The organism is uncultured Shewanella sp., from assembly GCF_947501225.1.
Classification (GTDB): domain Bacteria; phylum Pseudomonadota; class Gammaproteobacteria; order Enterobacterales; family Shewanellaceae; genus Shewanella.
The window spans coordinates 293,067-316,233 of the sequence record NZ_CANMUW010000004.1; the positions used below are offsets into that span (position 1 = coordinate 293,067).

Below are 23,167 nucleotides of genomic sequence, written 5' to 3' on the forward strand. Positions count from 1 at the left end.
CAGTGTAATTGCTGTGATTACACCGTTAGACTCAAATCGGTCGATTAAGGGGCTGAGTGCCGGTAAGTGCTTGCCCGCTTTTTCCACAAGAAAGGTCAACAAGCCCGCTTGAGTCCGCGTTATCATTCAGGGTATTGAAAAAATCGTATAAACTTTCGAGTATCGCCCCAAGCTCTGCACTCACCATCTGTGTGTCGCCCTGTGTCTCCTCCAGCTTCAACGACGTTTGATCGGCAAGGGCCATCAATTGCTTCTCCTGATCCTCCTCCAGGCCTAACCCAAAGAGCATCCCCTCCAACTGGTTGACCATATTGTGCATGATCTGCTGCGAATTTCTGTCGTGTACAAATAGACGCTCGGCCGTCAACTGCAACTGCTTCTCAGCAACGGCGATGACCTGAGTAAAGATAGCCTGCCTCTGCTCAACCATCTCCACACGTGTCTTTAGGTTAGCCAGATGAGCACCAGCAATGTCCATCAATACGGCGATATGATCCCTGAACCTTCCGCAGCGTTTCTCATCGTCCAGTGGCATATCTTTTATCAGCAAGACAATATGAGGTGCTCGGATAACGGTACGGATCCCAACACTTAAAATTCGATCCGAATGCTCGACAAATCTTGAGAGCACCTTGGCTTCCACACTGTCTTCGCCGCAACCTATATACTCTGCAGTTCCGATATCGACTCTCACCGCCGCATGCATCCCAAAACGCTTGAGAATTACCATGATAGCAAGGCCCACATCCTCAACCTTTTCAATGGATTGTACATCCCTGATAAACTTGACCACCTGCCCTAACTCACTACTGACGGTCATGGCCTCCATGGCGATCTCGGTCGCCTCTAACGCCGACTGCTCGGCATTAAACACCTCCATATGGCGCTCGATGCAGGCTTCAACCTTTGCATTGAGCACTTCAGGCTCGGCCGGTTTTACAATATATTCATCGGCTCCGGCTTCGAATCCGGCCAGGCGTTCCTCTACCGTATCCAGGGCTGAAACAAAAATTATGGGCAGATTGGCCGTTGCAGGCTCCTTCCTCAGAGCCACGCATACCTCATAACCGGTTAAGCCGGGCATATCGACATCGAGCAGTAACAGATCGGGAATCTCCTGTTTTACCATGGCCAGGCAGGTTTCACCGTTTTCGGCCTCTCGAACTTCGTACCTATCCTCCAGCATCCCCCTGAGCAAGATACGACTGACAGCTGTGTCGTCAACGACTAAGATATTAGAAACCCTCTTCATCTCACTAACTCCCTGTAAAATCATATTTAACTGCTTTCGTCTGTTAAACTTTATAAGAAAGCACTAAATTGAGTGTCATTGAAACTTGTCAGCAACGCCTATTCACCACAACTTAAATCTATCGCTGCGCGCTCCACTCTGTTTCTTCCCATCTCTTTGGCACGATATACGGCTTCATCGGCCCGAGCCAACAGCTGTTCGAAGTTCTCCTCATCGGGCCTGAGTTCAGCCACTCCGAAACTGCCGGTGACGTGGATCCCCACTGGCATCAATTGCTCAATTTTATCCCGCAACATTTCAGCCTTTGCCTCGGCACTGTCAATTGAGCAGTGCTCAAAGATGGCAACAAACTCCTCTCCCCCGAAGCGGGCTACTACATCTCCCTTGCGATTACTCTGCGCCAGAACATGAGCTACGGCCTGCAGCACGCCATCTCCGGCCTGATGACCAAACTGATCATTGACCTGCTTAAAATGATCTATGTCCATCATCAATATCGACAGTGAATTGTTATGTCTCACTGATTCGGCAATTTTTTGATTGGCGGCTTCGAGCAGAAAGTGACGGTTATATAACTGAGTCAGTTGATCATGAAGCGCCATATTACGTAATTCATCGCTCTTCTGTTTCAACATGATCTGGGTATAAACTCTTGCTGTCACGATAGCGGGACGAATAGGCTTAGTGATGTAATCGACCGCCCCAAGCTGCAAGCCATACTCCTCCTCATCGTCGCTGTCTCTCCCCGTGACAAATATGATAGGTATATGCTGTGTGAGGGGATTAGCCTTGAGCCTCTTACACACCTCATAGCCATCCATTTCAGGCATAACCACATCAAGCAGGATAAGATCGGGCTGTGGGGATGCCTGCGCCAGCTCGAGGCAACGTTGACCATTCATCGCAATTTTCAGTTGATAGTCTTTTTTCAAACAGCCGGCGAGCAGCTGAATGTTGGTTCGTGAATCATCCACTATTAAAATTGTCGGCAGGTCAGTCATTAACCAACTCCTTGGCGGGTTTCGAATTGCTGTCTAGCTGTAATTGTGTAAGTTGTCTTAATGTCTCTTTTGCTTCTGAATGCTCAAAATCGGCCAGTTGACCTAAAAGCCGATCACACAGGTTTTGCCCCACTGTATCTTTGGTAGCACACTGCAGGGCGGAGAAATCATCCACATCGATATAACTTCCATCATCGAGCATATTACCGATATCCTCCAGGACACGACTTAACTCCTCCCCGGTCATATAACTATCCTGCTGTGACTGAGAAGGGCAGTTATCCAGAAAATCTTCAATACAGCTCTTTAATTCCTTGTAGGCCTGAATTAAGGCCGGCATATCGAGCTTAACCGAATCGATATCAAAAACTTTTGCTGCAGATTCAATTCTCTCGGCCTCTTTTCGTAGCATCTCAGCCCCGACATTGGCCGCAACCCCTTTAACTGTATGAGCCGATAGCCTGATCTGTTCGATATCTTCATCTTCAGCTGCCAACTTGAGCGCTTCTATCCGGGCGGGAATATCTTCCATAAACAGAACAAGGATTGAGTTAAAGAGTGACGCCTTCCCCATGGCACGCTTCATCAACCCCTGCCTATCCCAGACCTCAACTTCACCCGCTTGCGGTAACTCCTCATCAAGTATAGGACTCTTTACTTCAATGGGAGGAGAAAGTGGTGTCGATTCATTCCCCAGGTTTTCATCTCGATTCAACTTAAGCCATTGATTTAACTTTAGCCGCAACTTATCTGAATCTATGGGTTTAGAGAGGTAATCACTCATCCCGGCATCCAGGCATTTCTCCTTATCTCCCATCATGGCGTTCGCTGTCATCGCCACGATAGGAATATCCAGATATTGCTCACCCGCCGCCCCGGCCCTGATCCGCCTGCTTGTCTCATAACCATCGAGCTCCGGCATTTGACAATCCATTAAAATAAGGGAGTATGGCTTGCTATCGGCCTGACTCAGCAGCTCCAAGGCCGACACTCCATTATCGGCAACATCAGCCGACAAACTGAAATCTTCTAAAATCCCCTTGGCCACCAGCTGATTAACATAGTTATCTTCGACCAGAAGGATATGAGAGTCTTCAGGCCATAATTGCGACTCCTCCCCGTTATCATGACTAAACGATTGAAGATAATGGTGTGTCACCAGAGGCTGCGCCTCTTGCAGAGCCAGCCCCCCTTCGGAAACTATCGCTAAGGCATCGAAGAGATCGGATGTCGTTGTGGGCTTAGGAAAGTAAGCACTGAAACCGAGCTCTGCGAAGAAGCCAGCGTCACCAATTTGTGACATGGAGGTCATCATCACCAGTTTAATGGCTTTGAATCTGGCATCGGCTTGCATTAATCGACCTAGTTGAGCCCCATCCATATCGGCCATCTGCATATCCAGAAAAGCGACATCAAATAGTTGCTTATCGGGGTCTTCAAAATAGGTTTCACAAACCTGAAGTGCCTGCGGGCCGCTGTTTGCTTCAACCACATTGGCCCCCCAATATTCGAGCTGTCCCCGGATCACCTCACGGTTAGTTTCATTGTCATCGACAACCAGTAAGTTTAGTGCCGATATATCAACCTTAGGGATCACCAGCTGAGAGTTTTCACTCCGTCTGAGCATCACCTCGAAGCGAAAACAGCTCCCTCTTCCCTCTTCACTCTCAACAGAAACCCCGCCTCCCATCAGGCGGCACACCTTATCGACAATAGCCAGCCCTAAGCCAGTCCCTCCGTACTTCCGGGTAGTAGAGGCATCCACCTGACTGAAGGAGTCAAACAATGAATCAATTTTATCCTTGGCAATGCCGATCCCTGTATCTGAAACCGAACATTTGAAACACCATAGTGCCTCATCATCACAGGGAACAAGCTCGGCCTTAATTACCACCTCCCCCTCAGTGGTAAACTTAATCGCATTACCCGTCAGGTTGGTCAGTGCTTGCCGCAGACGGCCGGGATCACCATTGACAATCGACTGCTCGACCCCTTTTACATCGAGAATAAGCTCAAGATTTTTATCCTGAGCCTGATGGGCCATGCCTTCGGCAAACTCCCCCAGCATCCCCCTTAGATTAAAATCTAAGTTTTCCAGCTCGAGCTTACCCGCATCTATCTTCGAATAATCGAGAATATCGTTGATAAGTGTCAGCAAAGATTGAGCACTGGACTGAGCGATACTCACCCTGCGACGCTGAAAATCTGATAACTTTGTATTGAGCAGCAACCCCAGCATCCCCAGCACACCGTTCATCGGGGTTCGTATCTCATGGCTCATACTGGCTAAAAACTCGCTCTTGGCTTTTACAGCCAGCTCAGCCTCCTCCTTAGCCTGCACCAACTCACTGCGAGTCCTCATGCTTTCGGTTACATCGCGAAAGCTCCAAACCCGGCCAAGTACCTCCCCCTTTGAGAGCATCGGGAGTGAAACACGTTCAAACACCCTGCCATCTTTAAACTCCAGGGTATCGAACAGCTCCAGCTCCGGCTCCCTGTAGAGCCGCTCAATCCCCTTTATAAATGACTCAGAATCGACAAGCTGAGAACTGGCATGATGGGCAAGTTCGGCGTCATCGCTCCCAATCAGGCTATCATCAGTTATTCTCCACAACTCCATGAAGCGAGCGTTGACCTGCAGAACCTTGCCTTTAATACTGGTAACCAGTATGCCGTTATCTGTAGATTCGAGTACCGAGTGCATCAAAGAGAGAGCTTCGGTCGCCTTGATCGATGCATTCATACGCTCGGTGATATCGGTACGAATTGCGATATAGCTATGGGGCTGCCCCTCTGCGTCTTTAAGTGGCACAACTGTAGTATCTACCCAATATAAAGAGCCATCTTTGGCACGATTACAGATCTCGGCGTTCCACACACCGCCATTTGAGATAACTTCATACATCTGCTTGAAAAAACCACGGGGGTGGTGACCCGAATTGAGAATTCGATGATTTTTGCCTATCAACTCCTGTGAAGAATAACCACTGATCTCAGAGAAGCGCTTATTTGCATAGGTAATTGTGCCCTTAAGATCTGTCACCGCGACAATGGAATGCTGATCGAGAGCAAATTTTTGTCCCTCCAGGCTATCCAAAGCCAATTTAGTCTGCTCGTTAGCCTTGTACAGCGCCTGTTCATGAGCCTTTTTCGAAACCATCATAGAGTTAAACGCATCGGTCAACTGACCAATTTCATCGTGACTCTCAAGCTTTATTTCGTCGACCTCGCTGCCGGAGGCCATCTTCAGACTCGCAGCCGCTAACACCTTAATCGGATGGGTGATCTTCCTGGTTATATAGATAGCCGATATGCTCACGACTAATGCTGTCAGCATAGTTAAAAACATGGTTATCTTGCCTAACCAATTGATTGCCGATAAAGCTTCATCCCTGTCTACCTCGCTGATAAGTAGCCAGGTCACATTGGCTAATTTGACCTCCTGATGGATGCCGATCACCTCCTGAGCATCGGGGCCAATATACTCTGAGGCCGACTCTTTTATGCTCGTTTCATCCAGACTCCTATTCAGGCTACTGCCATCATCAGCTCTGTGTTTGTCACGCCATAATTGAAATTGAAAAGTATCAATTTTTCTTTGAAGCACTTCACTCCAGTTATCTTTTATCGGTGTTCTCAATGTGCCGTCTTCGGCGACAAGGTAATGTGATAACGAGCTATCACTCTCTATGGCCGAACGAAGGAGGTTTAATATTTTCTCAAATTTCAACTGGATAACGAAAGCACCTATAGGTTCTCCAAACTCATCGAAGAGGCGTGTACTGATGAAGCCCGCAAGTGGCTCAGATGAAAATTGATACCGCTCCAAGCCTGAAAACCTGGCATCTCCGGATTCAAGGGTTTGACGTAAAGCCGCTGCAAATAGTGAGTCAGAGAGCTCGCTACTGAAGATATTTCTTCCCAGGTCCTCCTCTTTGGCTACTGTATATAGAATCTCACCCCGTTTATCGATCAGATACAGATCGCTGATATAGTCATATTGCAGGCTCTTAGTCAGAAGCTCATGCTGGTAGGTATCGACTATCAATGCCCAATCGGCAGATTTTACATACTCACCGGCACTTAATTGACTTCGGTCCAACCCGGCAATGAGTGACTGCAGTAAAAGTGAGTTATTGGGAGAGACCGACTCTACGCTCAAATCGACCATGCGATATTGAAACCAATTCTGAATGGCTTGTGTACTCAGCAAAGAGGACTGCCTCAGCTCCTTCTGTGACACCTCTAGCAGGCTCTGTTTAGCTTGCTCGTAGCTAAACCAGGAGACGCCCGCCAGAGGAAGTAGGGAGAGCATAAGAAACCACAAGATCAAACTAAGACTCAAAGAGCCATACTTACGTTGAATGAGGCTATCTTTCATGTTGGGCTTTTCGTCCATATTCACCTTTTAACTATCACTCTTGATTATTCTTATAACTTTCTTAATGAAAACAAGATTGAATTCAGCTTAGTAGAGGTGATGAAATAATTCACGAAAAATGGAAATAGAACAGAGACAAGGGAGAGGAGGCAGAAGATGGGAATAGGGGCATTGACACGTTAGATTGAATTACCACTCAAGTGAAGCTTGTGTGACAGGCTTGCCCTTAAGAGGAAACGGCAAGCCAGGTTGGAACCTTCAACAAATAAAGAAGCTCAACACCCTGAGTCGATGAGTTCAAAAATAACCGCATCTCCCTCTGCATTTATCCCCGAATATTGCAAATGGCACCCGGAATCGACAGAAAATCCTCTGGGCACAAAATTGACAAACCTGTCGGTACCATGAATAAATATGCCCCACTGACGAGTCACGACCGAGGACTCATCCTTGAGGTGCTCAGCATCTAATGCAAGAATCTGAGTAATACTTGCGTATACTTTTGTGCCGCTATCAACACTATCTTGGTTGCTTGTGCTGCCTTTTAGCGCCATAGGTAAAGCGGAGGGAATATGACCGTAGGTCAAAACTGCACTGCCTATATCGGCTCCCAGCTGAACATCGGCCACCGCCTGATGCTCTTTTCCCTGTAACGAAGCCTTAGAGTAGACCAGCTGATTGGCGCTTGAAACCGCCCACTTCATGCCATGTAATACCGAGCGGTGGGCATCGCTCTTTAAGTTGATAAACTTAGGCGCCGCGACCACCGATAAAATCCCCAGGATAACGATCACTATCACGAGCTCCACTAAGGTAAAACCTGAGTCTGTTGTTGACCTGACTGATGGACGTAACACTATGTCATCTTTTGCAGCTTCGTTGCTCATTGTTAGAAAAAACCTCTGTGGTCGAAACGCTGTAGAACAGGTCTATTTCTCTTGATGATCCCGGCGATAGAGGGCCCACTCCTCGACAACCTCACCGGAAGGCAACGTACAAAGTCCGTGCTGCCCATCGGCATCGTTGACGATCTCCAGCTCGCCCCCCTGTGCAATACAGTAATCGGAGGCCGGGTTACTCATGCTTGCCACACCCGCCTCTTTGTGAAGGGAGCATGCCGCGAGGGATAGGGAGATGATAAGCAGACCGACACAGATAACGACACCATCGACCGTCTTCTCGAATGAGAGCTTGCTAAAGAAAACAGGGGTCATATATTTCATAAAATAGCTCCGGATAACTTTAGATATTTGGATAAGAAGCGACTCGCTTCAATCTGAAAAAATTAAAAAGCGCCCCTAAGGACGCTTAAAAATAACGTTTATCGTTTAACACTCGACATATGAGTCAGGGCTTAGAAACGGTAGCCCACGGTAAACATCACAGTGCTGAAATCTTTATCGGCTACGGAGTAAGATACAGCTCCTGCATCTGTACCTCTGGCATCGAGAATCGAACCCGTTCCCTTCATATCACGGTCGCCGCTGTGGAAGGTGTAGTGCAGGTTGAAGTTCAGACCATTATCCATGTAGTAACCGACACCAATCATAGGCTTCACTACAGTACTGCTTGAAGCGTTAAGCCCCAGCTCGGCGCGATCGACATAGTCCTGACCCGGCGTGGCATTATTCAGGTCATAATTCCCCACAGATTTCAGCTTCGAAAATTCGGCACCGGCTTTAAGTGCAAGCTGTCCTGCGCCGACATCGAACTGGTAGCCAAGATATAGAGTATGTGCCTTGAAATCATTTCTTTCGCTACCGTTCACCTGAATCATCTCTACATCCGGTGCGCCAGGCATAACATCGGTTTCAAAGCTGGTATCTATGTTTTGACCCTTCTCACCACCGCTGTAGGTATAACCGAAAATAAAGTCGCTATAACCCGCTTCCAAGCCAACGGCTGCCTTAGTGCCCATGGCTTTGCTGTTCGATGCACCAACCATTGGGTTAAGGGTAAACTCACTCGCCGTTGCCGAAGCGGAAAGGGCAAGCATTGATGTTACGGCGCATGCTAATAGTACTTTTTTCATAATCAATCTCTCTGGTTCTCTGAATAAGATGGCTTCATGCCGGGTTGTTCACCTCGTGAGCCAGGCTAAAACAGCAGGCTATAGGTGAGTGACTAAGGTTATTTAGCTTCAAACAAAGAGAAACATTCCCCCCTGTTCGTTACGATGAGGTCATGATATAGAGGGAGGATTTACCAAACATCATTAAGAAAGTTGATGAATCTTAGAGACACATAGGGTGAAATCCAGCGCCTAATTGTTAGTAAAGGGTGAACATTCCTGCAAGCTAGTTACAGAGGAGATGAAGATGTCGGCACTGAGTTACTATTAAGGTTCTGTTTTTATGTGGCTCGGTTACTCTGACCTGTCAAACCTTAGTGATATAAAAAGAAAATCCTCTGCACTTTCAGTGCAGAGGATTATTAAAACGAGAATTACAATTGAAGCGTTATTGCTCAACGGCTCCAAGAATCGCCGGAATGACTTTATGAAAGAGTGAAATGGCCATACGCGGTGTCTCGGTCATAGGATAGGCTCCATTCATAGCAATGACAGTGCCGCTGGCTTTATCCATAGCGACAACCTGCCCATGAATACCTACCATTGCCAATATCGAGTAACCACCAACATTCAATAAGCGAAATTGATCCTTATACCAGCCATCGGCAAGGGAAGCCTCCTTACTGAGTTTCCATGCAGAGCGAACATTATCATCGCCCTGTAATAGGCCAGAGATAAAATCCGATGGGATCACTTGCTCTCCCAGGTAGTTCTTACCGTCATTCATCAACATCTTGCCTATACGGGCCATATCCTTAGTCGCGGCATTCAGTCCACCCGAAGCAACCGCGCCACCGACATGATCAGACATTAGATAGGCATCATTTTCTAAGCCCACTTTCTTCCAAATATTATCCTCAATCAGGTCTGCGAGTATTTTTCCTGTCGCTGCTTCAACCACCTTGCCTAAGACTTCTGTATTTACACATTGATAAGTATACTTTTTACCCATCTCGGTTTCTAACTGAGTCACCAGAGGGAAGTAATCAGTCACACCACGAGGGTAATCACCGGCAGTATCACCGTTATAGGACTGAGATAGTGTCATGCGGTCATCCCAGGATTTATGTTTGGAAACCTCCTGGATCACCGAAGTTCTCATGTCTGCAACTTCCTGTACGCTTGCCGTTTCCCATGCCGTACCTTTAAGCTCGGGCAGATAGTGGGTAACAGGTTTGCTCATATCCAGTTTTCCCTCACTAACGGCAATCGCGGCTACCATAGAGGTAAATGACTTTGTTATCGACATCATCAGATGAGTTGAGTGTTCATCCATGTTATTCCAATAATGTTCGTGCAACAGACGATCACCAGTGACCACGACCATAGAATGGTTTTTCAGGCGATCCCGCAGAAAAGTATTGAGATCCATCTGACCATCGATATCGCTGATCATAATCTTACTGAAATCGAGTTGCTTATCACTTTTTAATATTTCAGGAGACAAGACATCCTGCCCACTTCCCAGAAGGCCGTGGCTGATGCGATAACTATGGGTGAACTTATAGGCATGTGGAAAGGTAGATGCAGCATTCTCTCCTGAATCATAGTTTTCAACCGAGATCATATGCTGGGCTGCATTCTCTAAAAAAGAGGCATCTCGTCCCTGAAAATCTGCTGCTGTTGTGCCAAATGATACAAGCAAAGATAAAGCTAATAGTGTTTTATTCATAAATATCACCAAGATATATTCAAAATAATAATGACAAGCAAGTGGGTCAATTCAAAAGCATTAAGTTAAAATCGACCCAATGTCCCCCTGCTTAATTAACATGCTAAAAGTAATAGGAGATCCCAATTTCGAACTTGTTGTCATTGTCAATTTCACTCATAGGTGTGCCGATAATATTCATCCCGGCATCGGTGCGGGTATAGGTATGGCTCACCTCGGTCCACCATTTACCATCGGCGCTAATCGGCATACCGAAGCCGGTTTTGACCTTGAATATATCGGCTGAGATTTTCTCACCTTTGCCATTGGAGCTTGGCTCACCGTCCAGATGCATAAACTGAGGCTGAATGATGAGATACTTACCCAAGTCGTCAAGGGCGATGGAGCCAAACAGGTTAAGCTGATACCCGTTCAGATCGACCTTGCCCTGCTGATGCCCGGCCTCTCCCTTCACGTAGGCGACATTCGGGAAGATAGATAATGCATCCCAGGGCGTAGTTAACTTTGCAATGGCACCAAGGGCGACGATATCCGTGCTGACATCCTTATCGTCACTCTTCCACCCCTTCATATAGTCGACAGAGAAACCCGCTTGTGGCAGGAGTGAACTTGAAGTGTCCAGCACCTGGAAATATCGCAGACGCGAATTCTGCGCCTTCTTGCCGAATTCATTGTTCTTGGTGGCGGATGCATGCTCGACCAGGCCGATATAGTTATTCCCCTCAGAGAATGCACCTGCAATACCTAACATGCCGTTAAGCTTGCCTTCATTATCAACTGTGCCGTAGGCGAATGAGTTAACGGCGGTCAAGTCAGAGGGATCCGGTTGCTTATCGCCGGCAAGAGCCGCACCGGAGAAACCGAAAACCAGAGCAAGTGAGATAACTGTTTTCTTCATAATGGGTCCTCAAAATCATAGAAACTAAAATGGTTGACTGAGAGGGCCTGGAAGGCTAAACGAGATTGAAACAATTAACTTTCCGACACTCTGCTTTAATAGATATTCTAAGGATTAGCCTTGGGTAAACATCATTAAGAGAATTAGTAATGCTGGTGTGATAGAGATGAAACAGATGAAAAGCATGTAATTAAAATAACTAAGCAGCCAAAGAAAAAAACTAAGAGTTCAGACAATAAAAAAGCCCCGGAATCGTATCCAGGGCTTGCATGATTAGTGTGAACGTTTCCGAAAAGTTAGCTATTACTCATCACTACCGTTTTCTCATTTTCACCCGCTCTATCGGTTTGAAAATAGAGGGTAACCTTACCGTTATCTATCTCATAGAAGGTTGAGGTTACCGTTCCCATCAGTTCACCACGCCCTTTCCACAATACCGAGTGGCCCATAAAGTTCTGTACATCTGCCTTTGAAGCTGTTTTTGCCTCGTGCTTCATAAAGTTTTCGGCAGCATCCTGGCGTGCTATAGATTTAGCCGCAAAACTGGCGTCCACGATTTCAGGTTTTGGCTGATATAGAGAATGGTTAGCATGGGCCTGCCAGTCGCCATAACTAAAATTCACGCGACCACCATAGTTATTCTCAATATTAAGTACCTGATCTTCGCCGGCTACTACATAGGTAAAGAATGCGGTGTACTCAGGATACTTTTTAAATAACTTGACCACTTCGGCCGTCGTCTTAGTGTTATACACATCCCAGCTCAGGTAATATGAGGGAACCGCGTTGTCTGACAGGATCTCACCGTTGGCATTCTGTCTGGCTGTACCCTCGTCGGCCATGGTATTCATCAAGAAGACCTGACCTCCTTTACTCACGCCGCCATAGGGGATAAGGCCTGCCCAGGTCTGTATGATGCGATGCCCGCCGTCTGTATCGGTATGGTTAAGCATCAACAAGCCTTCGTAGTTGATTCCCATATAGTCGAAGTTTGAAGCCGCCCAGGCTTTACCCGCTTTCGCCTTAACGGCAAATGAGGTGCACTTAGCTGGCGCGGCTGGCTGATGCCCTTCGGCCTGAAGGAAGCCCATGCCACCACTACGCTGGCTCTCAAGGATAGCCTCATCGGACATGCCGACGGCTAAAATACGATTAGGGCTGATATCGAGAGAGGCTGACAACCCGGCGATATATTGAGCCGCATCGGGAGAGACCATTTTGAGTTTGGAAAAGACTTTCTTATCAGTAAATGACTGCTCCAGCTTTGAAAGGGATAAACCAGGTAACATCACCCCCAGAGTCGTATCGAACCTCTGTATCCCCGCCATTATCTGCTCATGAGCAACTTCACCTACATGCTGACCTAGCTCATAGGTGCTGCCGGTAAACTTAATTTCCCCTATCTGATCAGAATGCTGGATCAATTCGGCATTAACGCTGAACGATGTAGCTAATACAAGTGTGGAAAATATCAATGTTTTCATGTGTATTACTCTTTAATTAGATTGACTCATCAAGAGGCCAACTCGTTATGAATTAATTGGGAACAGGGTCAGAATATGCCTACAAACTACACTAAGCATCATTACAAAAAATTCAGAGTCTTAGTGAAACTTTGATAGGTAACAAGAGAGACGGAAAGATAGCGACAAAGCGAGAATTAACGAAAAATGCCAACCTGAGTCAGGCTGGCATCGATAAGGTATTAAAGCTGCGCAATACTAGCTTAAAGGTACCAAGGTTGCGGATGATTGCAGCTCAACCTTGACACACTTTTCACGTAGGGTTTGCAGCATAATATAGAGTACAGGCACAACGATAAGACCGATAAAGGTCGCCGATATCATGCCACCACAGGCCGCCCAGCCGATAGCCTGTTGTGCGGCATAACCCGCTCCATTGGAAAACATCAGTGGAACCAGCCCGAGAATAAAGCTCATCGCGGTCATCATTACCGCCCGGAAACGCAACTTGGTGGCTGTCACTGCGGCATCGACAATCCCATAACCCTGCTCTTCACGTAACTGCTTGGCAAATTCGACAATCAAAATCGCATTTCTCGCCGCCATTCCTACCATGAGGACCATAGCTATCTGGACATAGATATTGATATCGGCTCCCATGGCAAAGACAGTAAACAGAGTACCTAACAACGCTGTCGGAACACACAAGATGATACACAGGGCCTCAACCCAGGACTCATATTGCGCCACCAACAAGAGGTAGGTGAATAAGATAGCAAGCATAAAGGCGATAACCGCCGAGTCTCCCGCCGCTAACTCCTGTTTGGTAAGACCCGCCCACTCGATTTCATAGCCTTGTGGCAGAGCCTTCGCCGCCTCTTCAACGGCAGCGATCGCATCACCCGAGGCATAGCCGGGAGCCGGATAACCATTGATATTCACCGCCTGCATCAAGTTAAATTGCTGAATGACCTGGGGACCGAACACCGTTCTAGGAGTCACCAGGGAGCTGATATTAATAAGGTCACCGTTACTGTTTCTAACTGTCAGATAATTGAGATCTTCGATATTTTTACGATTCACCTGTTCGGCCTGAACGAATACATAGAAGTTTCGTCCCTGACGATTAAACTCTCCGGCATAGGCCCCGGCAAACTGCGCCTGAATGGTGTTGAACACCTGATCCATATTCAGACCCAACATCTTGATCTTCTCACGATCGATATCCAGCATCACATTGGGCGTATTAGCGTTGAAGGTAGTATAGGCCCCTACGACTCTGGGATCTTCATTAACCTTGGCAATAAAGGTATTGGCCGCCTCGGCGAGCTCGACGGGATCACGTCCCATCTTGTCCTTAAACATCAAGTCGAAGCCTGATACTAAACCCAACTCAGGAATAGCAGGTGGTGAGAAGGCAAAACCATACACCTCATTTTTAGCATCTATAGTAGCTTGAATTTGTGCCAGTACAGTCCATTGTTCCAACCCTTCCTGACTATTACGCAGCTCCAGTTCATCAAGCGAAATCAACAATAACCCGGCATTGGAGCCCGAAGTATTGGTCAACAGATTAAAACCTGACGCCGATAACACCGTTTTGACCCCCTCAATATGCTGAACATCTTCAGACAGCGACTTCAGTGCCCGATCGGTTCTATGCAGAGCGGCGCCATCTGGTAACATCACCACGGCAAACAAGGTGCCCTTGTCCTCTTCGGGCAGAAAACCAGTTGAGGTATTTGCTCCCAAAAAATAGATGGAACCGAGTAACCCCACAAAGATCACCCCAGCTAAAGCGAAGCGACGCCCCAGAAACTGAACCGTTGAACCGAAGCCGTCACGAGCTCTATCGACCCCACGGTTGAACACCCTGAATAACCAGATCTTCTTCGACTCACCGCGTTTCATCAATAAAACACACATCACAGGTGTCAAGACCAGTGCAACTATGGTGGAGATCACGACAGCAGCACTGATGGCAATACCAAACTGACCATATAAGATCCCTGTCATGCCCGGCATAAACAGAGTTGGCCCGAAAACAGATAACAACACCAACATGGAAGCGATGATGGGACCCGTGACCTCTTTCATCGAATTTAATACCGCATCTTTAACACTGAGCTCAAGATCTTCCTCCAATAATCGCTCGACGTTTTCAATCACAATAATTGCCGCATCGACTACGATACCGATAGCCAAGATCAAACCAAACATGCTGATGATGTTTATGGTCATGCCAGCCGCAAGCATTACGGCAAAGGTGCTGATTAAGGAGACCGGAATCGCAGCCGCCGTAATTAAGGTGACACGCCAACTCTGCAGGAACAGCAGAGTAATTAGCGTTACCAGAATAACTGCATCACGCAGGGTATTAAAAATATCGTCAATCGCCGCCTGGACTAAGACCGTACCATCATAGGGTATATCGATTTTCACCCCATCGGGTAAAGTTGCTGAACTCAGGTACTCTTTCACTGAACTCCCCACATCCATCGCATTCGATGTTGGCGAACGGTACATAAACACGGTGGAGGCAGCCTGATTGTTGTGGTAGGTATTAGCCAAATATTGAACCGAACCCAACTCGACTCTTGCGATATCTTTGACTTTGACGAGTCCATATTGATCCGAGCGAACGATCACCTCACTAAACTGCTCAGGCGATGAGAGTGAGCTTTCAACTTTGAATGTATACTCCCATGAGTGCACTCCTGCGCTGGGCTCTATACCGGAGCGACCAGCTGCCAAAATTTGGTTCTGCTCTAATAGCGCCGCCTGTACATCTTCTACTGCAATACCCAGCGCGCTCATCTTAGAGGGCTCCAGCCAGATACGCATCGAGTAGTTTTTCTCTCCGATAACCATCACCCGGGAGACTCCAGAGATACGCTGCAACCCCTCCTTAAGCATCACAGATGTCCAGTTCGACAGCTCGATGGCATCCATCTTTCCAGTGTCATCACGCACGCTAAAGGCCATCAACATGCCTGAAGAGACCTTCTCTACTGTCACCCCATAGCGTCGTGCCCCCTCTGGTAAACGGGACAGCGATTTATTGACCCGATTCTGCACTAAGGTCACCGCCCTGTCGGCATCGATACCTATCTCAAAACTGACCTCCAACGAATAGCTGCCATCATTACCGATATTTGATTTCATGTAGGTCATGCCTTCGACACCATTGACCTCTTTTTCGATGATCGATGCGACCGACTTCTGCATCACATCGGTTGAGCCTCCGTCCATGTTGACGTAAACCATCACAGTTGGGGGCGCCACATTAGGGTATTGACCCACAGGAAGCTGGGTGATGGCTATCAAGCCGATAATGCTCATAAACAGGGCGATGACAAGAGCGAAATTAGGACGATTGATAAAGAAACGACTCATAACTTACCCCTTAACCTCGACATCCATACCCGGGTACAGCTTCATGGTCGCGCTAGTGACCACCTGTTCGCCCTCATTTAACCCATGCAAAATTTCATTCATTCCATGAGTTCCCAGTGAAGTCACACGCTGAAGATGGAGCTTATTATCGACAACCAGATAGACAAACTTACCCGAACGGTCACTCAGGACTGCGCTCTGAGGCACGACAATGTTGCCCCTATCTACAATGTTAGATAACACCACTTTTGCAAACTGCCCATCGAGTAGATCGCCTTTGTTGTCGAAACGGTAACGGACCTTCAAGGTACCTTTACTCGGGTCTATGGCGCCATCTACGGCAAACAGCTGACCGTTTTGAGCATAAGCCTGATTATTCACCACCAGTTCGGCGGTTAAGTTATCTATGTTTTGAATGAAGTGATCGTTACTGGGGAGCTCGACGATGGCATCGATCATGGCATCATTAACTATGTAGCTGATTGACTCACCCCGAGATATGACCTGCCCCTCATCAACATACAGAGAGGTGATTTTTCCGCTGGTCTTGGCTCTGACCTTGGTTCTGTCCAGGTCAAGTTGGGCACGCTGTTCATTGGCTTTTGCCAATTCCAACTGTGCTTTGGCCGCTTCAAATGTTGCCTCCATCTTATCGAAGGTTGACTCGGCCAGGTCGCCATGTTCACGCACCTTGAGTCCACGTTCATAGGCTGACTTGGCCTCTTTAAGGTTAGCCTTAGCCAGCGAAACATTTGCCATTGCCTCTTTATGGTTAACCAGGTAATCAATTTCCTCCAACTCGATTAATATATCGCCCTCCACAACCGTTTGACCATTTCTCACCAGCTTCTTTTCCAGGTGACCGGTCGTTAAGGCGATGATCTGGACTCTTTCAGAAGCGGTTAAGGCTGTGCTATAGGTTTTTGTCTGAAATATAGGCTCATATTTAGTACTAGTGATATTAACTTGAGTCACCGGTAGCTGAGTTAGGTCGGGCTCAGAAGCTTGGGCGTTACAAAACAAGGCCGGGGACAGTGCAACGAGTGCGACTAGGGTGTGTTTCTTCATTATATCTCCTGGTAGAAAGAGGATGTTCTCCGCTTTCGATATCGGCAATAGCGCCTTAATCAGATAGTCATGGCCTATGGTTAAACTCCTATAGTCCTTATTACAGCTCCATCGCTCATGCCCTTCGGCCAGTCACATCCAGACTTTAATCATTGATTCATTGAATATTCAGCTTGATATTTCATCGATTTTTCAATGCTTGCGACATTAGAGAAAATGGAATCACCAAGCATCATTAGGAATGTTAATAAAGCAGTAAGGCTTCAACAGAGAAGCCGGCAGATAAAGGGTGGGAAGATAAAATGACGATACCGCTGTCGGATACAACCACCTAGCAGTAAAACAGTGAAAGAGAGGCTGAAATTTGATTGGTTGACAGAAAAGGAGGAGTTAGAACTGCTCTTGATAGTTATCTTCATAAGGGGGCCTGCCAACAGGCAAGCTATAGATACAATGACAAATCAAATAAACAGGAAGGGGCAACGAAGGGGCCATCCGTGGCTTCAGAGAGTCCTTAAACTGTTACTAAGCTGTTCCCTTAGCTAATTTATCTAAAATGGCAGGAATAACTTGCTGGAAAATGAGTATAGCCATGCGTGGAGGCTCCATTTCGCCGAAACCTGAGTTCATCGCAATAACCGTCTGGCTCTTCGGCTCGATAACCAATATCTGACCATGTATTCCGACCATGGCGATAAACTTATGCCCTCTGATATCGAGTACCCTGAATTGATTTTTATACCAACCCGATGCCAGTGCAGCCTCCTTACCTTGTTGCCAGGCAAAACGAACCTTATCATCACCTTGAAAGAGTGCATCGATAAACTCAACGGGAATAACGCGTTCGCCTTTTTGGTTAACCCCTTTATTGGCGATGACCTCACCCACCTTGGCCAGATCCCGGGTTGTCATATTCAGCCCTCCAGACGCCACAACCTCACCGTTACGGTTGCTCATCCATTTGGCAGGTTGCTCTGCACCTATCTTGCTCCAGATTTGCGATTCGAGCAGTTCGGCTAATGGCCGCCCCTGCACCTTCTCAACCACTTTCCCCAGCAGCTCGGTATTCACATCCAGATAGTCATAAACCTTGCCTATAGGTTTTTTATTACTCAACGTTTTGGCGTAATCCATCACTCCGCGCATATCCGGATACTTACTGTCACCATTCCAATCTTGTGCCTCAGTCATGCGGTCATCCCACAGCTTGCCTTCGCTGAAGGTAACCCCTATGCCTGAGCGCATGTCGGCAACCTCTTGAACCGTCGCATCCTCAAACCCCGTACCTTTCAACCCGGGAAGGTAATGGATAATGCCTCTGTCCATATCCAGCTTCCCCTGCGCCACGGCAATAGAGGCCAGCAGGGAGGTAAAAGATTTAGTTACTGACATCTGCAGATGCGTCTGTTCGGCGCCATAGCCATTCCAGAAGTGCTGATGGACTAAGCTCCCTTTGCTCAGCACCACCATAGAGTGGTTTTTCACCCTATCTCTGAGCAGCACCTCTAAGCTGTGCTCACCGTCGAGATCGGCACCAATCAATTGCAATAATGGTTGAGAATTTTCAGGCCACTGGCGAGCTTTAACATCAACAGGCAATGAAACTTCCATGTGAGGAGTAAACCGGTAGGCATTGGGGAATGTCGCCGCGGCGTGAGCGCCATGATCCCAGTTATCCTGAGTGACGCCAAAAGCGGTCGATTGCTGAACGAATGCGTCATCAACGGGCTTAAACTCCACCGCTTGTGCCTGATGAGTCAAGGCAAAGGGAAGTGCTAACAAGAGTAAGGATGCTATTGTCTTCATGTGAATGCTCCTGAAAAGTAACCGGGTAACCCAGCTTTAAATCACGACACGATTTAAATCAGGCTACAATCTTTATGAGCCACACTATGCCGAGTCGCACTTCACTATAAAACTCGCTTCCTCATAGTGATTTCTAGTAATAGAATGTATCCACTCGTTTGATAAACGGGTAATATTAGAGTCACTTTTAAATCGCTATGAGACTAAGATGACAGCAAAATTATCACCTAAGGCTAAGGCAGAACTTGGCAGCTTAATGGTCAATACTTCAGAGCTGGTTAATCTGTTGTCGTTACTCCCAAAAGAGCAGCTGAGTGACTATCCGTTACTGCAGAAGGAGCTTGTCAGCAAGCACCCCGGTGTCAGAGATTACAACAAGGCGATTAAAGATAAGCAGTTCTCCAAAGAGGAGTACAGAGACCGCATCTTCGCTAAATTAGATCTCTTCGCTTATGAAATGGCTGTCGCCCTCAATACCGACTACTTAATCGAGCGGGTCAATTTACTGGTGGGAGCGGATATCGACAAGATCGATGAGCTTGAGATGAGTGAGATTGGCGCAGATGTGCTGCAGCGGATCTTAAATGATCTGAGTAATCACGTTCGCAAGCAGGTTCAACCTAAAGGCGATCACCCATTTTTGGCCGAGAGAGGCAGAATCGATCATAAATTCTGGCGGCACTCAGATAAGGCGTTCGATGCTTACTATGAAGGTTATAACACCCAGGCGGCGCTGGATGCCTGGTGCCAGCTAAACCTGAATACCCGTTGCCCGCAAAGTTTTATTCGCTGGCTTAAAGCCTACGGCGATCCCCGTGAGCTCAGTGAATGGTGTAACTACGTCGCCAGCTAGCTCCACCGGACGATAAATCAGCGTTGAGCCTAGTCTGGCTCAGTGCTGAATAATCTTTTCACGTTACAGATACCGGCGTCACTCAACGCTTTTCAACTCCCGCTTCTGTTGCAACTTGATTAGCAGTTTGCACACACACCACCACCAAACCACCCTATAATATTGATAATTAACGGCTTTAATGTTTGGCACACCCTCTGCATTACTCTCTCCACACAGAGATGATGGATATTAGGGATGCCCGATGAAAACAGCATACTGCTCGATAGTTACCACCTTCTTACTACTCAGTCATGGAACCTCCTGGGCGGCAGAGTTTGCCGCCTGCCCGACTCAAGCATTTATCATACAAACCCCCTCCTCTGTACCCATCTCTTATGGTGTGGAGTTGGCAACGGGAAGCTATGTCATACTGTCAAACGACATGAATCGGCTTAAAGCCTATAACGGAGTGGGGTTTAATTACCATGATAACTATATCTATGGCTGGGATTACCAAAGCAGTACCTTAGGCAAGACTGGCGATGATTACATAATCACGCCTTTAAACATCACCAAAGATGCCTCGGCCGCCGCAGCCGGCAACTTCTTCGTGGGTGATATCGCCATCGATGAAAATGTTTGGTATGGCTATAAAAAAAATAGAGGACTATTTAAGATCCCACTCGATGACCCGAATAACTACTCGATGTCACTGGTACCCGGAAGCACAACCAATGCCACCTATAAAATTACCGACTTTGCCTTTCACCCCAGTGATGGCTATATCTATGCAGTGACAAATGGGGCTACAGGTAGCCTGCTGCGGATAGATCCCTCAGATGGCTCGGCGAACAACTTAGGAGTTGTCGTTACCTCTGCCGGTTCAAATTTTACTTTCGGCGCCCAGTTCTTCGCTCCTGACGGAACACTCTATCTCAGTAATAACAGCGACGGAAAGATCTATCGCCTCAACGTCGATGAGGCTAACCCCAATGCAGATATTTTTGCCTACGGCCCCTCATCTTCAAGCAATGATGGTGCCCGCTGCGCCCTGGCCGAAGTTCCCGTCGGGGGAAATGTAGACTTCGGTGATGCACCGGACTCTTACGGCACCTACATGAGCTCCAATGGTGCCAGGCACTCGATTATTGACAATTTCTATCTGGGGTCGCTCGTCGACAATGAAGCCAATGGGTACCCGACTCCGCTATCGGATGATAGCAGTGACGGAATAGACGATGAAGATGGCATCAGCTTTCCTACCGGCTTTGAATTGGGAGAGTCGGCGATAATATTGGCAACTGCCACGGGCACCGGCGGTTATCTCAATGCCTGGTTCGATTGGAATCAAGATGGCAGTTTTGACAGTGACGAAAAGGCGATTTCCGGGTACCCACTCTCACCCGGAAGTAATAGCGTGAGTATAGATGTGCCAACCTGGGGGAAAGCGGGCCTCTCCTGGGCTAGATTCCGATACAGCAGCCTGGCGGATATCGGTCCCACCGGAGGAGTTGGCGACGGTGAGGTGGAAGATCATCAGATCTCCATAACCGAAACCGGTGTCACGATTAATTACTACCCCTCATCATCAAGCTACACCTCGGTTGCCTATGAGGACCTCTACCCCGATCAGGAAGATTACGATATGAACGATGTCATCTTTCATCTCAGGCTGATCGAATATGTTAAGAGTGAACAGGTGATAAGAGTCGAATTCGAGGCTCAGCTTGCCGCCATGGGCGCCGCCTACCATAACGGATTTGCGATACAGCTACCCGGTGTAGCCATGGACAAGGTTAAAGAAGACTCCATCGAGTGGAGCATAGATGAGGTCGCCCAGACAAGTTCCCCATTGGAGTCCGGACAAACCAATGCCGTATTTATCTTTACCCAGGACCTGTGGGATCATGTCAGCCTTTCAAATGGTTGTCGCTTCCTGAGAACCGAGCCGGGTTGCGGCACCAGCTACCGCACAACCTGGAAGATGAGAGTTCCTTTCGAAACTACGATTGCCCAATCACAGATGCCTGAGTTTCCCTATGACCCCTTTATCTTTGCCACTCCGGGTACAGATCACGGCTTAGCGGCCAAGAACGTCGTCGGTGAACTGCCGGGACGCAAGCTGGAGATCCACCTCAAGAACAAGGCGCCGACCGATAAATTTGCCACCGCTTACTTCGGTTCCAGAGAGGATAGGTCCGACCCCGATGCGGGCCAATACTTTCTCAATGAAAATGGTATGAGCTGGGCTATCGAGATCCCGACGAGCTGGCAGCACCCTCTCGAAAGAGAGAGGTTAGATATTACCTATTCGGAATTTCTTAACTTTGCTGCGGACAAAACGGGGAACACTAACCCCTACTGGTACCTCAACGCTAACCCATCACTGATTTTCCAGGATTAGCCGGAACAGGATAAAGGAGCAGATCATGGAGTTTATAATGAAGCAAAACATCACCCGGCGCAGCATCTGTATTTTATGCCGCACGGTAATCAACTCACCTAGGGTCATAATCATGGCTATGGCCATCTTAGTCTCAGCCTGCGGCGGAGGCGGTGACGATGGAACGGAAATCACTGATACCCCGGCAAGTACTACAGCAACGACTGGCACCACAACGGACACTACAACTACGCCCCCTCCGGCCACGGTTACTCCGGATCCTGAACCGGTACCAGATCCAAGCTCACTGGACGACCTGATTGTCGATGCCGACAATACCATGCAGGCCGCTTTCGAGCTGACGATCGAGATAGATATTGCCTCACAGAAACGTGCATACTTCTCTCTGTGCGATAATTTCAGTGGCAGCAACAAAAATAACTACGTGGTAAATTTCGAATCTTGTCAGTACCGTGGGCCTACTACTGACGGTAAACTCAATACCGAGATAAAGATTGCCAATCATAATGGGCAACTGATAGCCGTACTGTGGTACTACGATGGCATGGCTGCTCACTATCAAATTTGGCAGTATGATAAGCAAGCCCAGGTACAGCGACTCACGATAAACCAGGCGCGATGAACAACCTCGATGAGTTACATCCACAGCTCCCATGATTGAGCCCGTACATGTCAGGGCTCAGAAAAATATTCAATATGACTCCCCACCCGGCATGAACACCTCGGATAGCTGAATGTGGCTATCCGATCGCTGGGCCACTACAGACAAAACAGTACCTGCGCTAAGTTCTGAATACTCATGAAAACACAGAGTTATCTTTCACCACGCCCCCACTTAACCAAAGATAAAACCAGCCAAAGCTTGCGTTTTTTAAAGAAAGCATATTAAACCCCCTTTCGCAACAACAAAAACACAACAA

General features: G+C 47.6%; 15 protein-coding genes. 3 read left to right on the forward strand and 12 right to left on the reverse strand.

Annotated elements, in window-relative coordinates; genetic code table 11:
* Positions 1–31 precede the first annotated feature (31 nt).
* From Q1B47_RS08610 to Q1B47_RS08665, 12 genes are all read right to left on the reverse strand, one after another.
* On the reverse strand, positions 32–1,252 hold the full coding sequence (locus Q1B47_RS08610) for a response regulator (protein ID WP_299791717.1): 1,221 nt from the start codon (positions 1,250–1,252) through the stop codon (positions 32–34).
* 98 nt (positions 1,253–1,350) lie between these two features.
* Positions 1,351–2,253 (reverse strand): diguanylate cyclase, encoded by a 903-nt coding sequence (locus Q1B47_RS08615; RefSeq protein ID WP_299791720.1) that lies wholly within the window; start codon positions 2,251–2,253, stop codon positions 1,351–1,353.
* On the reverse strand, positions 2,246–6,652 hold the full coding sequence (locus tag Q1B47_RS08620) for a response regulator (RefSeq protein ID WP_299791723.1): 4,407 nt from the start codon (positions 6,650–6,652) through the stop codon (positions 2,246–2,248). Before Q1B47_RS08620 ends, Q1B47_RS08615 begins: the two co-directional genes overlap by 8 nt.
* Positions 6,653–6,909: 257 nt before the next feature.
* Complete coding sequence (locus Q1B47_RS08625; RefSeq protein WP_299791726.1) at positions 6,910–7,521, reverse strand: type II secretion system protein; 612 nt, start codon at positions 7,519–7,521, stop codon at positions 6,910–6,912.
* Positions 7,522–7,563: 42 nt separating this feature from the next.
* Positions 7,564–7,857 carry a DUF333 domain-containing protein gene (locus tag Q1B47_RS08630; RefSeq protein ID WP_299791729.1) on the reverse strand — a complete coding sequence of 98 codons (294 nt, stop codon included), beginning with the start codon at positions 7,855–7,857 and terminating at the stop codon, positions 7,564–7,566.
* A 131-nt stretch (positions 7,858–7,988) separates the two neighbouring features.
* The gene (locus tag Q1B47_RS08635; RefSeq protein WP_299791732.1) at positions 7,989–8,666 is read right to left on the reverse strand and encodes a hypothetical protein; all 678 of its coding nucleotides are present in this window, start codon (positions 8,664–8,666) and stop codon (positions 7,989–7,991) included.
* Positions 8,667–9,093: 427 nt separating this feature from the next.
* A complete protein-coding gene (locus Q1B47_RS08640; RefSeq protein WP_299791735.1) occupies positions 9,094–10,377 on the reverse strand; it encodes a serine hydrolase domain-containing protein in 1,284 nt (427 codons plus the stop codon).
* 103 nt (positions 10,378–10,480) lie between these two features.
* The gene (locus Q1B47_RS08645; RefSeq protein ID WP_299791738.1) at positions 10,481–11,275 is read right to left on the reverse strand and encodes a hypothetical protein; all 795 of its coding nucleotides are present in this window, start codon (positions 11,273–11,275) and stop codon (positions 10,481–10,483) included.
* 296 nt (positions 11,276–11,571) lie between these two features.
* The gene (locus Q1B47_RS08650; RefSeq protein ID WP_299791741.1) at positions 11,572–12,759 is read right to left on the reverse strand and encodes a C45 family autoproteolytic acyltransferase/hydolase; all 1,188 of its coding nucleotides are present in this window, start codon (positions 12,757–12,759) and stop codon (positions 11,572–11,574) included.
* 237 nt (positions 12,760–12,996) lie between these two features.
* Positions 12,997–16,134, reverse strand: a complete 3,138-nt coding sequence (locus Q1B47_RS08655; protein ID WP_299791744.1) for an efflux RND transporter permease subunit — start codon at positions 16,132–16,134, stop codon at positions 12,997–12,999.
* 3 nt (positions 16,135–16,137) lie between these two features.
* Positions 16,138–17,202 carry an efflux RND transporter periplasmic adaptor subunit gene (locus Q1B47_RS08660; protein WP_299791747.1) on the reverse strand — a complete coding sequence of 355 codons (1,065 nt, stop codon included), beginning with the start codon at positions 17,200–17,202 and terminating at the stop codon, positions 16,138–16,140.
* Positions 17,203–17,727: 525 nt separating this feature from the next.
* Positions 17,728–19,008, reverse strand: coding sequence for a serine hydrolase domain-containing protein (locus Q1B47_RS08665; protein ID WP_299791750.1), 1,281 nt, complete (start codon positions 19,006–19,008; stop codon positions 17,728–17,730).
* 208 nt (positions 19,009–19,216) lie between these two features.
* Here Q1B47_RS08665 and Q1B47_RS08670 point away from each other — a divergent pair, with 208 nt between their 5' ends.
* The 3 genes from Q1B47_RS08670 to Q1B47_RS08680 all read left to right on the forward strand — a co-directional run bounded on the left by Q1B47_RS08670 (position 19,217) and on the right by Q1B47_RS08680 (position 22,869).
* On the forward strand, positions 19,217–19,861 hold the full coding sequence (locus tag Q1B47_RS08670) for a hypothetical protein (RefSeq protein WP_299791753.1): 645 nt from the start codon (positions 19,217–19,219) through the stop codon (positions 19,859–19,861).
* Between the two features lie 244 nt (positions 19,862–20,105).
* Positions 20,106–22,247, forward strand: a complete 2,142-nt coding sequence (locus Q1B47_RS08675) for an LruC domain-containing protein (protein WP_299791756.1) — start codon at positions 20,106–20,108, stop codon at positions 22,245–22,247.
* A 37-nt stretch (positions 22,248–22,284) separates the two neighbouring features.
* Positions 22,285–22,869 (forward strand): hypothetical protein, encoded by a 585-nt coding sequence (locus tag Q1B47_RS08680; RefSeq protein ID WP_299791759.1) that lies wholly within the window; start codon positions 22,285–22,287, stop codon positions 22,867–22,869.
* Positions 22,870–23,167 lie beyond the last annotated feature (298 nt).